The sequence below is a fragment of the Streptomyces sp. NPDC102258 genome (assembly GCF_055584685.1).
On the sequence record NZ_JBVJLO010000013.1, the window covers coordinates 1 to 14752 of the forward strand.

The 14752-nt window shown below is 74.6% G+C and carries 15 protein-coding genes; 6 read left to right on the forward strand and 9 right to left on the reverse strand.

Going from position 1 to position 14752, the window contains the following annotated elements:
* Nucleotides 1-97, forward strand: a 97-nt coding sequence (locus tag ACZ6ZT_RS22085; RefSeq protein WP_469721571.1) for an adenosylhomocysteinase, incomplete at its 5' end; no start/stop codon positions are given.
* Nucleotides 98-102: 5 nt separating this feature from the next.
* Nucleotides 103-786 carry a maleylpyruvate isomerase family mycothiol-dependent enzyme gene (locus ACZ6ZT_RS22090; protein ID WP_469721427.1) on the forward strand — a complete coding sequence of 228 codons (684 nt, stop codon included), beginning with the start codon at nt 103-105 and terminating at the stop codon, nt 784-786.
* Nucleotides 787-861: 75 nt separating this feature from the next.
* On the opposite strand, the gene ACZ6ZT_RS22095 is transcribed toward ACZ6ZT_RS22090, so the two are convergent.
* On the reverse strand, nt 862-1614 hold the full coding sequence (locus ACZ6ZT_RS22095; RefSeq protein ID WP_469721432.1) for a PIG-L deacetylase family protein: 753 nt from the start codon (nt 1612-1614) through the stop codon (nt 862-864).
* 286 nt (nt 1615-1900) lie between these two features.
* Here ACZ6ZT_RS22095 and ACZ6ZT_RS22100 point away from each other — a divergent pair, with 286 nt between their 5' ends.
* Together ACZ6ZT_RS22100 and mshA are read left to right on the forward strand one after the other, a co-directional pair.
* Nucleotides 1901-3475 (forward strand): class I tRNA ligase family protein, encoded by a 1575-nt coding sequence (locus ACZ6ZT_RS22100; protein WP_469721434.1) that lies wholly within the window; start codon nt 1901-1903, stop codon nt 3473-3475.
* A gap of 170 nt (nt 3476-3645) precedes the next feature.
* The gene (mshA, locus tag ACZ6ZT_RS22105; protein ID WP_469721573.1) at nt 3646-4962 is read left to right on the forward strand and encodes a D-inositol-3-phosphate glycosyltransferase; all 1317 of its coding nucleotides are present in this window, start codon (nt 3646-3648) and stop codon (nt 4960-4962) included.
* A 427-nt stretch (nt 4963-5389) separates the two neighbouring features.
* On the opposite strand, the gene ACZ6ZT_RS22110 is transcribed toward mshA, so the two are convergent.
* From ACZ6ZT_RS22110 to ACZ6ZT_RS22145, 8 genes are all read right to left on the reverse strand, one after another.
* Entirely contained in the window at nt 5390-6442 is a 1053-nt protein-coding gene (locus ACZ6ZT_RS22110) for a helix-turn-helix transcriptional regulator (RefSeq protein WP_469721436.1), read from the reverse strand.
* 156 nt (nt 6443-6598) lie between these two features.
* Nucleotides 6599-7030 (reverse strand): Fur family transcriptional regulator, encoded by a 432-nt coding sequence (locus ACZ6ZT_RS22115; protein WP_469721437.1) that lies wholly within the window; start codon nt 7028-7030, stop codon nt 6599-6601.
* A gap of 133 nt (nt 7031-7163) precedes the next feature.
* Nucleotides 7164-8045 (reverse strand): class I SAM-dependent methyltransferase, encoded by an 882-nt coding sequence (locus ACZ6ZT_RS22120; protein ID WP_469721438.1) that lies wholly within the window; start codon nt 8043-8045, stop codon nt 7164-7166.
* Nucleotides 8046-8263: 218 nt separating this feature from the next.
* Complete coding sequence (locus tag ACZ6ZT_RS22125) at nt 8264-8749, reverse strand: GNAT family N-acetyltransferase (protein ID WP_469721440.1); 486 nt, start codon at nt 8747-8749, stop codon at nt 8264-8266.
* A 131-nt stretch (nt 8750-8880) separates the two neighbouring features.
* Nucleotides 8881-9789: a M56 family metallopeptidase gene (locus tag ACZ6ZT_RS22130; RefSeq protein WP_469721441.1), complete on the reverse strand. Its 909-nt coding sequence runs from the start codon at nt 9787-9789 to the stop codon at nt 8881-8883.
* Nucleotides 9786-10181, reverse strand: a complete 396-nt coding sequence (locus tag ACZ6ZT_RS22135) for a BlaI/MecI/CopY family transcriptional regulator (RefSeq protein WP_469721443.1) — start codon at nt 10179-10181, stop codon at nt 9786-9788. The genes ACZ6ZT_RS22130 and ACZ6ZT_RS22135 overlap by 4 nt, the downstream gene beginning before the upstream one ends.
* A 164-nt stretch (nt 10182-10345) precedes the next feature.
* Nucleotides 10346-12607 (reverse strand): heavy metal translocating P-type ATPase, encoded by a 2262-nt coding sequence (locus ACZ6ZT_RS22140; protein ID WP_469721445.1) that lies wholly within the window; start codon nt 12605-12607, stop codon nt 10346-10348.
* A gap of 107 nt (nt 12608-12714) precedes the next feature.
* Nucleotides 12715-13005: a heavy-metal-associated domain-containing protein gene (locus tag ACZ6ZT_RS22145; protein WP_469721446.1), complete on the reverse strand. Its 291-nt coding sequence runs from the start codon at nt 13003-13005 to the stop codon at nt 12715-12717.
* Nucleotides 13006-13203: 198 nt separating this feature from the next.
* Between ACZ6ZT_RS22145 and ACZ6ZT_RS22150 the strand changes: the two genes are divergently transcribed.
* Complete coding sequence (locus tag ACZ6ZT_RS22150; RefSeq protein ID WP_469721448.1) at nt 13204-14190, forward strand: hypothetical protein; 987 nt, start codon at nt 13204-13206, stop codon at nt 14188-14190.
* Between the two features lie 50 nt (nt 14191-14240).
* Nucleotides 14241-14528: a metal-sensitive transcriptional regulator gene (locus tag ACZ6ZT_RS22155; RefSeq protein WP_469721575.1), complete on the forward strand. Its 288-nt coding sequence runs from the start codon at nt 14241-14243 to the stop codon at nt 14526-14528.
* Nucleotides 14529-14752 lie beyond the last annotated feature (224 nt).

Genomic DNA, 14752 nt, shown 5'->3' on the forward strand with positions numbered 1-14752 from the left:
CCTCGGCGTCAAGCTCACCACCCTGCGCCCGGAGCAGGCCGCCTACATCGGCGTCGACGTCGACGGCCCGTACAAGCCCGACCACTACCGCTACTGACGGCCATGGACAGCGACACCGACACCGACACCGCCGAAGCGGTACGCGACCCCTGGCTCCCGGACCTGCTGCTGCGTACCGAACGGGACGCGCTGCTACCGCTGTTGCGCCGGACGCCCGAAGCCGCGTACGGGCTGCGTACCGCCTGTCCGGGCTGGACCGTACGGGACGTCCTCGCGCACTGCGCGGCGGCCCTCGTCCGGATCGTGGAGGGGCGGCTGGAGGAGGGGGTGTTCCTGCCCGCCGCCAACGCGGCCGACGTGGCCGAGCGGGCGGGGTGGCCGGTGGGCCGGATCGTGGACGAGCTCGAACGGGGGTTCAGCGAGGCCGGCCCGGCCATCGCCGCGGGCGACGGCACGCTGGACGCGGTGGCGCTGGGGGAGTGGATCCACGCGGGCGACGTCCGCGACGCCTGGGGGGAGCCGGGGGCCTACGGGGGCGACGGGCTGGCGCTCGCCCTGCCCCTGCTCAGCACCGCCAGCCGCAAGCGGGACACGCCCCGGCTGGTCGCCGCCCTCGACGGGCACGCCGGGCCGCTGGTCCTCGGCAACGAGGTGGCGGGCCGTCCCGCCGCCCGGTTCGCGGGCGACGCCACGACGCTGATCCGGCTCTACTCGGGCCGGCCGCTGGTCGCGACCCGCTACGAGCTGGCGGGGGCGAGCGAAGGGGAACTGCTCATCTACCGGTGACACCCGGCCCCGGCGGTCGGTCGGGCGGTGGGCCGGGCGGCCGGGCGGGCGGTCGGTGGCGGGCGGGCTGAGGCCTCAGTCGATCCGGACGACCTGGAAGGCCTCCGCCATCCGCCCCGGCGGCAGCCCCGCCGAGCGCGCGTGCTCGCCCAGCCAGTCGCGGAGCAGCCCCGACAGGTCCTCGAAGTGCGCGGTCTGCGAGGTGTGGATGCGCAGCGCCTCCACCTTGCGGTCGAAGACCGAGGTGACGTCGATGTACTGGTTGGGCGTGGGCCCCGTCATCAGCCACAGCTCCGGCACGATCCACGGCTCCAGCCCCTCCTCCTTCAGGAGCGAGGGATGGGCGAACGGATTGCGGGCTTCCGGGTAGATCGCCCGGAGCGCGGCGTCGCCCACCGCCCGGTGGTCGGGGTGCAGGTCGGCGACGCGCGACCAGTTGATCTCGGGGCTCGGGATGACGGCCCGCTGCGGGCGGACCTGGCGGATCACCCGGCACAGGTCGCGGCGCAGCCCGACGCTCGATTCCACGTAACCGTCGGGGTAGCCGAGGAAGCGGACGTCGTCCACGCCGCTGCGCTTGGCCGAGTGGACCTGCTCGGCACGCCGGAGGTCCCCCATGGCCTGCCGGGGGAGCCGCTCGTCGTAGCCGCCCGCGCCGCCGTCCGTGACGATGCAGTAGGTGACGCGGGTGGTGCCCTGCGCGATCCAGCGCATGACCGTCCCGCTCACGCAGAACTCGATGTCGTCGGGGTGCGCGGCCACGACGAGGAGGGAGTCGGGCGCGCTGCGGTCTACGGGGTCGATGCGATCGGTCGCGAAACGTTCCATGTGAGCAGCCTGTTGGGCGCCGGCCCGCCCCCGCAAGGCCGCTCCTTTGGCGTACTCGCGACATGACACCTCTACGCCAGCCGCCGCCCCGGAGGACTCCGCCGGGGCGGCGGCTGGCGTGTCCACGCAACGGCGCGAACGCGCAAGCCAGTACCAGACCAACCGGTTCGTTTGTCTGCCAGGCTGGTAGGACACCCCGCTCTCCGTTCTCCCCGAGGGCCCGGTCCCTCCCCCTTCCGTCCCGAGCCTCGCTGCGTCCTTCGCACCACAGCGTCAAGGAGGTCCCATGAGCACCCCCGTATGGATCACCGCGACCCCGCCGGCCACCCACGGCGAACTGCACGTCGGCCATCTCGCCGGACCCTACGTCGCGGCGGACGTGCTGTCCCGGTACCTGCGGGCCGAGGGCGAACCCGTCCTGTTCACCACCGGCACCGCCGACCACGCCGGCTCCGTCCACGTCCGCGCGCTGCGCGCGGGCCGCAAACCGGAGGAGGTCGCGGAGGGCTACCGGGCCGCGATCACGGCCGACTGGCTGCGCGCGGGCGTCGAGTTCGACCACATCGTCCGCCCCCGCCAGGACCGGGGCTACGCGCGCTGGTTCGCGGACCTCTTCCGGCAGCTCCACGCCGACGGCGTCATCGCCGCCCGCACCCGCCTGACGCCGTACTGCGAACCGTGCGGGCGTTTCCTGCACGGCGCGCACGTCACCGGCTCCTGCCCGCACTGCGGGGCCGTCAGCGACGCCGGGATGTGCCACGAGTGCGCCCGGCCGAACGACGGCGGCGACCTGCTGGGCGCGACCTGCGTCCAGTGCGGAACCGGCTGCGTGCCCAAGCGCTGCCGCCGCCTCTACGTCCCGCTGGAGCCGCACCGCGAGGCCCTCACCGCGTACTGGGCCGCCGCCGGCCTGCCACCGCGGCTGGCCGCGCTGTGCGAATCGCTCGTCGAGGACGGGCTGCCGGACGTGGCCGTCGCCCACCCCGCCGAATGGGGGCTGCCCGTACCCGTCGACGGCTTCCCGGACCACCGCGTCGACGGCTGCTTCGAAGCCGCCGCCATGCACCTCTTCGGCCACGGCGACCGCCCGCTGCCCGAACACGCCGTCCACTTCAGCGGGTTCGGCCACGCCTTCTGCCACGCCGTCCTGCTGCCCGTCCTGCTGTTCGCGCGGGGCCTGAAGATGCCGCAGCGCTTCTGCGTCAACGAGGCGTACGTCATCGAGGACGAGGCCCTGGCCCGCGGCCCCGGACAGAAGGCCTGGGCGCTGGACCTGATCACCGAGTACGGGTCGGACACGCTGCGCCGGCACGCCCTCCAGGCCCGCCCCCTGGGCCGCCGTACGGAGTTCCGGCCCGACCGGCTCGCCGCCGCCCGGCGGGAGCTGGACGAGAGCTGGAACAGCTGGCTGTCGCGGCTGTTCACCGCCGTCCGCGAGGAGTGCGCCGGGTTCGTGCCCGCCGCGCTGCCCGGCGGCGCCGGCTGGGAGGTGCTGGAGCGGCGGCTGCTGCGCGGGCTGGAGGAGCTGCGCGAGGCCTACTCGCCCGAGGCCTTCGACCCGCGCCGGGCGATGGCCCTGCTCGACGAGATGGTGCGTGCGGTCTCCGACTTCGGCCACGTCAACGCGTACGAGGCACACCGGCCCGCGGCCGGCGGCCGGCACCTGCCGGTGCTGGCGGCGCAGCTGGCGGTGGCCCGCGCGCTCGGCGCCTGGGCGCGGCCGGTGATGCCGGAGGGCGCGGACCGGCTGGCGGCGGCGCTGCGCACCACACCCGGCGGGCCGGTGTCCGCCGAGGCCCTGGCCCCGCCCGCACCCGGCACCCGGCTGGCCCCGCCCTCGGGGCCGGTGTTCGGCTTCTGACCCGCGCCCGTGGGCCCCTCAGGCCCCGCTCGCCCCCACCGCTCGACCCGCCCGACCGTACGACTGCACCACGCCAGCACCCTCCTTCGCCGCGTGACCGCGCCGTCGGTCCACCCGGCGGCGGGACGCGGCCCCTTCCCCAGGAGCTCCCCGTGTCCCTGCGCGTCGCCATGCTCAGCGTCCACACCTCGCCGCTGCACCAGCCCGGCACCGGCGACGCGGGAGGCATGAACGTCTACATGGTCCAGCTGAGCCGGGCGCTCGCCGAACAGGGCGTGGAAGTGGACCTGTTCACCCGCTGCCGAGGCGAGGCCGGGCCGGCGGAGGACGGTCTCGGGCCCGGCGTACGGGTACGGCACCTGGAGGCCGGTCCGCGCCGGGCGCTGCCCAAGGAGGACATGCCCGCCCTGGTGGTGCCGTTCTCGCTGGCCCTGCTGAAGGAGGAGCGGCGCTACGACCTCGTCCACTCGCACTACTGGCTCTCCGGGCAGGCCGGGCGCATCGCCGCCGTGGGCTGGCGGATCCCGCTCGTGCACACCGCCCACACGCTGGCCCTGGTCAAGAACGCGGCCCTCGCCGACGGCGACACCCCCGAGCCGGAGCTGCGCGTCCGCGGCGAGCACCAGGTGGCCGGTTCCGCCGACCGGCTGATCGCCAACACCGCCGATGAGGCCCGGGCGTTGCGGGACCTGTACGGGGCCGAGGCCCGGCGCACGGAGATCGTCCGGCCGGGCGTGGACCTCGCCACCTTCGGACCCGGCGACGGACGGGCGGCGGCGCGGGCCCGGCTCGGGCTGCCCGCCGACGCGTTCGTCCCGCTGTACGCGGGCCGCATCCAGCCGCTCAAGGGCCCGGACGTGATGGTCCGCGCCATCGCCGAACTCCTGCGCACCGCGCCCGGGTTGCGTCGGCGGACCATCGTCCCGGTGGTCGGCGGCGACTCCGGGGCCGGACCGCGCGGCGAGGCCTGGGAGCTGGCGCGCGAGCTGGGGGTGACGGACGTACTGCGGCACTTCCCGCCCGTACCGCAGGCGGAGCTCGCCGACTGGTACCGGGCGGCGGACGTCCTGATGGTGCCCTCGCGCAGCGAGTCGTTCGGTCTGGTGGCGCTGGAGGCGCAGGCGTGCGGAACTCCGGTGGTGGCCTCGGCGGTCGGCGGCCTCCCCACCGCCTTACGGGACCGGGTCACGGGGATGCTGGTCCGCGGCAACGCCCCGGCGGAGTACGCCCGCTGGCTGCGCTGGATCGCGGAACACCCGCGGGAGGCGGCCCTGATGGGGCGGGCGGCGACGCGGCACGCCCGGACCATGAGCTGGCGGTCCGCGGCCACCCGGACCCTGGAGGTCTACCGGGACGTCCTGCGGGACGGGGAGCCGGGGACGGCCGTGGGTGAGGCAGGAGCGGCGGCACGCTCCTGCCTCGCCGGCGCCTCTCCCCTGGAGGGCCGAGAAGGCCGGAAGCCCACCCTAACAGCTCTTTTGGGCTGACCAAAGGTATGGAACTGTAACGTCTGCATGAACTCCGCCTGGTGCGTGCCGCGTCCGGACTTCAGATCCGCCTCAGAGGTGCTATAGGAAAGCGGCTCCGCCGGAATCCCCGTAGGAGAATGGAGACGTCTTCGACGGAATACCGGCGGCACGGCTCCGTGGAGACGGAATCCGCCATCCCATTCCTGGAGGAATCATGCTCGGGACCGCCTGTTGTGCCCGCTCCGCCCGCCCGCTGCGCTCCCTGGCGCTCGCCGCCCCCGCGTCGTCCCGGGCGAACGAGAACGGCTGGGACTGACCGTCCGCCCTGCTCCGCGGCAAAGCCCCGTGAACACCCCTCGGTGACGCGGGGCTTTCCGCTTTTTCCGAATGCCCGAGGGATGCGGGCCAGGAAAGTGCGGCCAGGACTATTGCGGCAGTGCTTCGGTCAGTCCAGCCAGCCGAGCCGCTGGGCGCGCACACCGGCTTCGAAACGGCTCGACGCGCCCATTTCCTGCATCAGTTCGGAGAGCATGCGGCTCACCGTGCGCAGGGACACTCCCAGATTCCGGGCCACTTTCTCGTCCTTCATGCCCGAGGCGAGCATCTTCAGGGCGGCCCGCTGCTGTTCGGACAGCCCGTCGCCGCCGAGTTCCGGCGCGACGTCGTCGCCGTACGGAGTGGCCGCGTGCCAGCAGTGCTCGTACAGCGCCAGGTACGAGCGCACCAGCGCCGGCCCGCGCGCCAGGATCGCTCCCGCCGACCGGTCGTCGGGGTGCACGGGCAGCACCGCGAACTGCTGGTCCGCGATGATCATGTTCATCGGGACGGCGGGCGACAGCCGGATCTCCACACCGGCCTCGACCCGGCGGCGCAGCATCTCCACCGCCTCCGGCGAGGTGGTGATCCGCTGGTGGTAGATGGCGCGGATGCGCACCCCGTTGTCGATCTGCCGGCGGTCGCGGCTGAGGACCCGGTCCGCGACCTCCCGTACCAGGGCGGTCACGTGCATGGACGTCAGGTCGTGGCGGATGACGTCCGTGATGTCCTCCAGCACCTGCTGGATCCGGCCGTAGTCGTCGAGGATCTCCACCTCGACCTCGGAACCGCTCAGCGAACCGGGCCGCAGGAACCGCCCGGCCAGGGTCTCCAGCGCGCTGTAGGTCCGGTCGGACTCGTCCAGGTGCTCGCGCAGCCGCTCCCGTTCGCGTTGCAGCATCCGCAGCAGGGCGATCTCCGGGTCGACGGCCGCGACCGCGTCGGGTCCCGGCTGCCAGGCGCCCGACTGGAGGTCCGCGCGGGTGGCGTGGGTGGGGCCGGCGGGCACGATCAGCCCGAGGGCGGCCAGTTCGGCCCGCCATTGCTCCGACTCCTCGGGGTCCAGGCCCAGTTCCCGGAAGACGTCGCTCAGGTGGGACACCCCGCGCAGGCGCAGTTCCTGATAGAGGGCCAGCACCCTGTCGGCCGACTGGATGCCGTCCCTGCCATCGCCCGTTGCCATCGCGAAGCGACCCCCTCATCTTACGAATCGACAGTCACACTTTGGCACATGCCTCCGCGGGAGCCCCCGCCCCCGCGTTTCGGATGTGACCGGCGTCACCTGTCGTCCGGGGCGCGCTCGTCCGCTCCCGGTGAGCCCCGCGCCGACCGCCGCCCGCTACTCCTGCGGCGCGCTCGCGCAGTCCGGGCACAGGCCCTTGAAGGTGATCTCCACGCCCTCGCCCATCCGCCACGCGCGGAGGGCCTCGCCGGCCGGCTCCGGGGCCTCGGCGCGGACGTTCTCGACCCGGCCGCAGCGCACGCACAGCGCGTGCTGGTGCGGCGGGCCGGCGATCTCGAAGACGGCGGGCAGTCCGGGGCGGTCGAACTTCGTCGCGAGGCCCGTCTCCAGGAAGTGCCGCAGCATCTCGTACACGGCCTGGCTGGTCAGCGTGCCGAGCCGGGCGCGGGCGCCGGCCGTGAGGGACTCGACGTCCATGTGGCCGCCCGCCGCCAGCACTTGGAGGACCTCCAGGCGCGGGCCCGTGACGCGCAGCCCCACGTCGCGCAGGCGCTGGATCACCGCCTCGCGGCCGGTCGACTCCGCCACGACAGCCTCCACTGCGCCACCACCCGCTCTTGGTCCGCCCAAACCTTTGTGGGCATCGTACCTCTTGCCCGTCCGGGGGTGGCGGGACGGCGGACCGGCGTCCGCGGCTCCCGGCGCCGGCGGTGGGCGCCGCTCAGCGCGCCGTCCGGCAGACCAGCAGGACGCTCTCGGTCCGCTCGTCGAGGCGGTGGCACCGCCGCCGTTCCACCCGCAGCCCCGCCGCGCGCAGCTCGTCCCCGAGCCGCTCCGGGTCGACGATCCACTTGCGGGTGGTCCGGACCACCCGCTCGGTGCTCAGTTTGCCGGTGCGGACGCAGTGGTAGGAGATCCGCTCGCTCATCCCGTCCAGGTCGAACTCCTGCCGGGCCACGGCCCATTCCTCCACCCCGTCGAACCGGGGCACCTGGAACGCCCGGGTGCGCACGGGCTCCTCGGCCAGCCCGCGCGGGCGGTGCGCCGTGAAGTCGAGGGCGAGCACGCCGCCCGGCTCCAGGTGCGCGGCGATCTCGCGCAGCAGCCCCGGGCGCGCCCGCGGGGGCAGGGCCGCGACCATCGTCCCGGCCAGCAGGGCCAGCCGGTACGTACGCCGCAGCCGCAGGTCCGCCAGATCGGCGCGGGTGGTCACCAGGCGCCGTGTCACCTGCGGTCCGATCCGGCGCCCCCAGGCGCTGAGCCGCTCCAGGGCTTCCGCGTCCCGGTCCACGGCCTCCACGGCGAAGCCCTGCCGGGCGAACGGGACGGCCAGCCGCCCGGCGCCGCAGCCCAGGTCCAGGACCGGGCCGCCGCAGTCCCGGGCCAGGCGCAGGTAGCCCGTGATATCCGCGCTGTGCGGGCCCAGCAGCGCGTCGTGCAGCCAGCCCGCGTCCGCGTCGGCCGCGGCCGTCGACTCCAGCCCGGGCAGGAACTCCGGGGCGGCGGGCAGGGCCGCGCCGCCGTACGGGGGAAGGGTGGCCGCCGGGGGCGTCGCGCGCACCACCGGCATGACGGTCAGGGAAGTGCCGCTCGGTGTGTGCATCGCTCCTCCAGGGGCTCGCTCGGTCCGGCCGTCCGGGGCGGGGCTCCCGTGCCGCAGGGGCCGCGCCGCTGGTCGAATCCTGTCCCGGGGGAGCGGACTTGGGCCAGAGCGGTGGGGCTGCGTGAACACGCGATGGCGTGGATCTGCCACGGCCCGGGCCGCGCGGGACCCCTCGGAGCGGGCGCCTGCTGGTGCTACCGGAGCGGGCGCTGCCGGTGCTACCGGAGCGGGCGGAGGAAGCGGACGGGGGTGGTGTGCCCGGTGAAACCGTGATGGGTGAAGAACGGCAGGTCCGGAGCGCCCTCGGCGGGCAGGTTGAGCCCCTGTGACGTCGCCCCGTGCGCCCGCATCCGCTCGGTGGCCGCCTCCAGCAGCGCCGAGCCGATGCCCTCCCGGCGGCGGCCCGGAGCGGTGCACAGGGCGTACAGCTCGCCCTGGGCGGCGACGGGTACGCCCCCCGAGACGGCCCCCACGACCGCGCCCTTCGCGTCCGCCGCCACCAGCCAGCCCAGCCAGCCGGGCGCCCCGCCGGGAATTTCTATTTCCGCTCTTATCCGGGGGAGCGAGCAATGGTCCGACACCAGCCGGCCGGTGCGGATTTCACCGAGGAGGCCGCCGTAGGCGCCTCGAATCGCCTCGGCCAGGAGCCGGGAAATCGCCGTCGCGTCACCGGGCGCTGCCGTCCGCACGTCAGCCAGCAGCATTTGTTCCGCACCTCTCGCCGTACCGGTCCTGAGCCCGCACGCGCCCAGAATAGCGGGCCATTCGAGGAGCCGGGAGCGAGGCGAAATCTACGAATTAACTTAGTAAATAGCCGCGTTGGACCGGCCGGCTATCACGAGGTCCAACAACAGGCCACGACCGCCGGGATGATCGCGCACATCGCCGCGGCCACCGCGAGCAGCCCCCGGATGACCGGGTGCCCGGCGCGCTGCGGGCCCAGGATGCGCCGCATGCGCACTGCCGCCGACGGTCCGCCCGCCGCGAAGGCCTTGCGCGGCGCGTGCCCAGCCGCCAGCGCGTACAGCGCCGTTGCCAGCGCGTCGCGCGAACAGCCGCGCAGCGCCCGGTCGTCGGCCGCCATCTCCAGCAGCAGCGGTACGGTCCGCCCGCCGATCCGCGCCAGCGGCACCCGACGGAACACCGCCGAGTACGCCCCGGCCGCGGCGACCAGCAGATGGTGCCGGCCGCCGATGTGCGCCCGCTCGTGCGCCAGGGCGGCCGCCAGCTCCGGCCGCGTCAGCACCTCCACCGCCCCGGACGAGACCACCACCCGGCGCGAGCGCCCCGGCAGGCAGTACACCGCCGGGCGGGCGTCCTCCAGTACGGTCGCGCCGAGCTCTGTGTCGTACCGGCCGACCAGGCGCAGCAGTTCGGCGTGCCGGCCGCGGGCCCGGCGCGCCCGCACCAGTTCCCGTACGAACACGGCCCCCGGCACCGCCAGCACCGTGAGCGCCGCCGCCGCGGCGAGGGCCTCGCGGGCCGACGCGGCCGCCAGCCGGGCCGGGGAGGGCGGATCCAGGGTCAGGGCGGCGTCGATCAGCCGGTGACTCGTCTCCGGCGGCAGCACCAGCTGCGCCGGCAGGGCGGCGGCGGCCAGCGCGAACACGGCCCCGCACAGGATCCACACGGCCAGGCCGAGGCGCGGCACCTGCTGCGCCCAACGCGCGCGGACCAGCAGCCAGGGCACGGCCAGACCGGTGACCAGGGCCATCGCGAGGGGCGGCAGGACGTGGTGGTTCACCGGCGTTCCTCCGGGGCATCGGCCGGGCGGCCGGGGCGGGCGGTGCGCAGGGCCTCGTCCAGGGCCTCCACGTCCTCGTGGGACATGCGCTCCACGAACCGCAGCAGAGCGGCCCGCCGGTCCTGGCTGTCGCCGAGCGCGTCCTGCATCAGCGCGGCCGTGTACTCCTCGCGGCTGCGCACGGCCTGGTACATCCAGGCCCGGCCGGACTTCTCGCGGCTCAGCCAGCCCTTGCGGTACAGGATGTCGGCGACGGTCATGACGGTGGTGTAGGCGACCGTACGACGCCGGTTTATGTCGTCGACGATCTCGCGGACGGAGACGGGCCGTTCCCACAGCCACACCCGGTCCATGATCTCGGCCTCCAGCTCTCCCAGCCGGCGTACGCGCATCCCCTCGGCCCTCCCCCTCGCGAGCGGCTCATCGTACGGGCCGGGCCCGGCGCGCCGGCATACCCCGGCCCGGTACGTGAGAACCCGCCCGGGAGCCGGAAACGCCGGCCGCCCCCCTCACGTCCCGCGTGCGGAAGGGCGGCCGGCGCCGTGGCCGGGGTGCCTCAGTGGTCGGCGGCCTTGAAGCCGCGCAGGCGCAGGCTGTTCCCGACGACGAAGACCGAGGAGAAGGCCATGGCCGCTCCGGCGATCATCGGGTTGAGCAGTCCGGCCGCGGCGAGCGGAAGCGCGGCCACGTTGTAGGCGAAGGCCCAGAACAGGTTCGAGCGGATGGTGCCGAGCGTCTTGCGGGCGAGCCGGATGGCGTCGGCCGCGGCCCGCAGGTCCCCGCGGACCAGGGTCAGGTCACCGGCCTCGATCGCGGCGTCGGTGCCGGTGCCCATCGCCAGCCCCAGGTCGGCCTGGGCGAGCGCGGCGGCGTCGTTGACCCCGTCGCCGACCATCGCGACGCTGCGGCCCTCGGCCTGGAGCCGCTTGACCACGTCGACCTTGTCCTGCGGCATGACTTCGGCGATGACCTCCTCGATGCCGACCTCGGCGGCGACGGACTCGGCGACCGCCTTGTTGTCGCCGGTCAGCAGGATCGGGGTCAGGCCGAGGGCACGCAGCCGGCGGATGGCCTCGGCGCTGGTGTCCTTGACCGCGTCCGCGACCTCCAGGACGGCCCGCGCCTCGCCGTCCCAGGCCACCGCGATGGCGGTGCGCCCGGCCGCCTCGGCCTCGGTCTTGGCGCGCTCCAGGTGCGCGGGCAGCCGCATCGCCCACTCGGCCAGGAGCTTCTCGCGGCCCACGAGGACCGCGTGCCCGTCGACGACGCCCTGGACGCCGAGACCGGGGATGTTGGCGAAATCCTCCGGGGTGGGCAGCGTGCCCACCCGGGCCGCCGCGCCGGCCGCGACGGCCTGGGCGATCGGGTGCTCGGAGGAGTGCTCCAGGGCGCCCGCCAGGCGCAGTACGTCGGCCTCGGACACGCCTTCGGCGGTGTGGGTGCGCAGCAGCGTCATCCGGCCGGTGGTCACGGTGCCAGTCTTGTCGAGGACGATGGTGTCGACCTTGCGCGTGGTCTCCAGGATCTCGGGGCCCTTGATCAGGATGCCGAGCTGGGCGCCGCGGCCGGTGCCGACCATGAGGGCGGTCGGGGTTGCCAGGCCCAGGGCGCAGGGGCAGGCGATGATCAGTACGGCGACGGCGGCGGTGAAGGAGGCGGCCAGGCCGGAGCCGGTGCCGAGCCAGAAGCCGAGGGTGGCCAGGGCCAGGCCGATGACGACCGGGACGAACACCGCGGAGATCTTGTCGGCGAGGCGCTGGGCGGCGGCCTTGCCGTTCTGCGCGTCCTCCACCATCTTGGCCATCCGGGCCAGCTGGGTGTCGGCGCCGACCCGGGTGGCCTCGACCACCAGCCGGCCGCCCGCGTTGAGGGTGGCGCCGGTGACGGAGTCGCCGACGGAGACCTCGACGGGGACGGACTCGCCGGTGAGCATGGAGGCGTCGACGGCGGAGGAGCCCTCGACCACGGTCCCGTCGGTGGCGATCTTCTCGCCCGGGCGGACCAGGAAGCGGTCCCCGGCCTGGAGTTCGGCGGTCGGCACGGTCACCTCGTGACCGCCGCGCAGCACCGTGACCTCCTTGGCGCCCAGTTCCAGCAGCGCCTTGAGGGCGGCGCCGGCCTTGCGCTTGGAGCGGGCCTCGAAGTACCGGCCGGCCAGGATGAAGGCGGTGACGCCGGCGGCGGCCTCCAGGTAGATGTTCCCGGCGCCGTCGGTGCGGGCGATGGTGAACTCGAAGGCGTGGGTCATGCCGGGCGTCCCGGCCGTGCCGAAGAACAGCGCCCACAGCGACCACAGGAACGCGGCGGTCGTGCCCACCGAGATCAGGGTGTCCATGGTGGCCGCGCCGTGCCGGGCGTTGGTCCAGGCGGCGCGGTGGAAGGGCCAGGCGGCGTACGTGACGACGGGCGCGGCCAGGGTCAGCGAGAGCCACTGCCAGTAGTCGATCTGGAGGGCCGGGACCATCGCCATCGCGATGACCGGCACGGCCAGGACGACGGCGGTGACCAGGCGCTGGCGCAGCGGGAGCAGTTCGTCCGGCTCCTCGGACCCGGCGCCCTCGCCCGCGGCACCGCCCTCGGCGCGCGGCGGGGCCGGCTCCTTCGCGGTGTAGCCGGTGGCCTCGACGGTGGCGATCAGGTCGGCGACCGAGACGTCCGCGTCGAAGGTGACCTTCGCCTTCTCGGTGGCGTAGTTGACGGTGGCTTCGACACCGTCCATGCGGTTGAGCTTCTTCTCGATGCGGGCCGCGCAGGAGGCGCAGGTCATGCCGCCGATGGCGAGCTCGACCTGGGCGGCGCCGGGGGTGAGGGTGGTCATGAGGGCTGCTCCTCGTTCGAGCGCGGGGTGGGTACCGGGGGCCGGGCGCCGGGGCCCGTGGACGGACGGGGCCCCGGCGGCCGGGTGGCCGGGGCCGGGCGGTGTGGTCAGGCCCGGCCGGTGAGCTCGTAGCCGGCGTCGTCGACCGCGGCGCCGATCGCCGTGTCGTCGGGGGCGCCGGCCGTCGTCACGGTGACCAGGCCGCCGTCGACGTCCACGTCGACGGAGAGGACCCCGTCGAGCGCGCCGACGGAGGCGGTGATGGCGGTCCTGCAGTGTCCGCAGCTCATGCCGGACACGCGGTAGACGGTCGCGGTGCTGTCGACGACGGCCGTGGCGGTGGTGGCCTCGCCGGCGTTGGTGCCGCAGCTGCCGTCGGGGGTGCAGCAGGAAGACATGCGTTTCTCCTTGATCGGTGCAGGTACCGTGTCGAGTCGGTGGGTACCCGGAGGGGGTATCCAGCGGCTCGACTCCAGATATACCCCTAAGGGGTATCCATCCGCAAGCGTTCCACCCGCTTGACTTGGTACCCCCCGGGGGTATGGTGAGCTCATGAAACCGCTGGATGCGGCAGTACGTCGTAAGGGAGGGCAGGCATGAACACCGGAGTGAGGATCGCCGTTTTCGCCGCTGCGCTGGCAGCGACCTTCGGGACCGCGTACGGGGTCGGCACGGGCGTGGGCCCCGTGGGCGCACCGGTCGCCCCGGCACACGCGGACCACGCGGATCACGCGGACCGTGCGGACCGTGCGGCGAAGGAGCCGGGCGGCGCGGACGCCGCGGGGGGCGGCGGCCACGCGGAACACGGGGCGGCGGCGGCCCAGGGCCCGGCCGCCGGCGGCCTCCAGGTCTCCGAGGGCGGCTACACACTGGCCCTGGAGACCCCGCGGCCCGCCTCCGGCCAGGGCGAGCTGAGGTTCTCGGTCAAGGACGCCGCGGGCCGCCCGGTCACCGCCTTCAAGACCGAGCACGGCAAGGAACTGCACTTCATCGTCGCCTCGCGCGACCTCACCGTCTACCGTCACCTCCACCCGGTGCGCGGCGCGGACGGCACCTGGTCGACCCCGGTCGACCTGCCGGCGGCGGGCGGCTACAAGGCCTTCGCCGACTTCACCCCGGCCGCCGCGGGCGCCAAGGGCGTCACCCTCGGCGCGGACCTCTCGGTGCCGGGCGCCTACCAGCCCGCCCCGCTGCCCCCGGCCGCGCGGACCGCCGAGGCCGACGGCTACCAGGTCGCGCTGGGCGGCTCCCTCGAACCGGGCCGGGCGGGCGAGCTCAAGCTCACCGTCAGCAAGGACGGCAAGCCCGTCACCGACCTGGAGCCCTACCTCGGCGCGTACGGCCATCTGGTCGCCCTGCGCGACGGCGACCTGGCCTACCTGCACGTGCACCCCAACGAGGGCGGCCCCGGCCCGGACGTCTCCTTCACGGCCACCGCCCCGAGCGCCGGCACCTACCGGCTCTTCCTGGACTTCCAGCACGGGGGGACGGTCCACACGGCGGCCTTCACCGTCACCACGGGCGGCACGGCGGCGGCCCCGGCCGCACCCTCGGCGCCCGAAGGGGACGGGCACTCCCACTGACCGCCCCCGCAGGGGCAGGTGATCGACATACGTGAGCGCAGGAGGAAGGGATCGCCGTGCAGGGGTACACCGGACACAAGGACGACGTCCTCAAGCGGCTGCGCCGCATCGAGGGCCAGGTACGCGGACTCCAGCGGATGGTGGAGGAGGAGACGTACTGCATCGACGTGCTCACCCAGGTGGGGGCCACCACCAAGGCCCTGCAGTCCTTCGGGCTCGCCCTGCTCGAAGACCACCTGCACTCGTGCGTCGCCGACGCCATCGCCGAGGGCGGCGAGGCCGCCCACACCAAGGTCGAGGAAGCCTCCCGAGCGGTATCCCGCATGGTCCGCACCTGACCGCGCCGGACCGAGCGCGACCCACGCCCGGCCCGGATCCGGTCCGGCCCCGACCCAGACCCGGCCGGCCCGGCCCCGACCCAGGCCCGGCCGGCCCGGCCTTGGCCCCGGCCCGGCCGGCCCGGCCTTGGCCCCTGCCTGGCCCTGCCCTGGCCCTGGCCCCGGGCCAATGCCATCGCCGAGGGCGGCGAGGCCGCCCGCGCAAAGGCCGAGGAGGCCTCCCG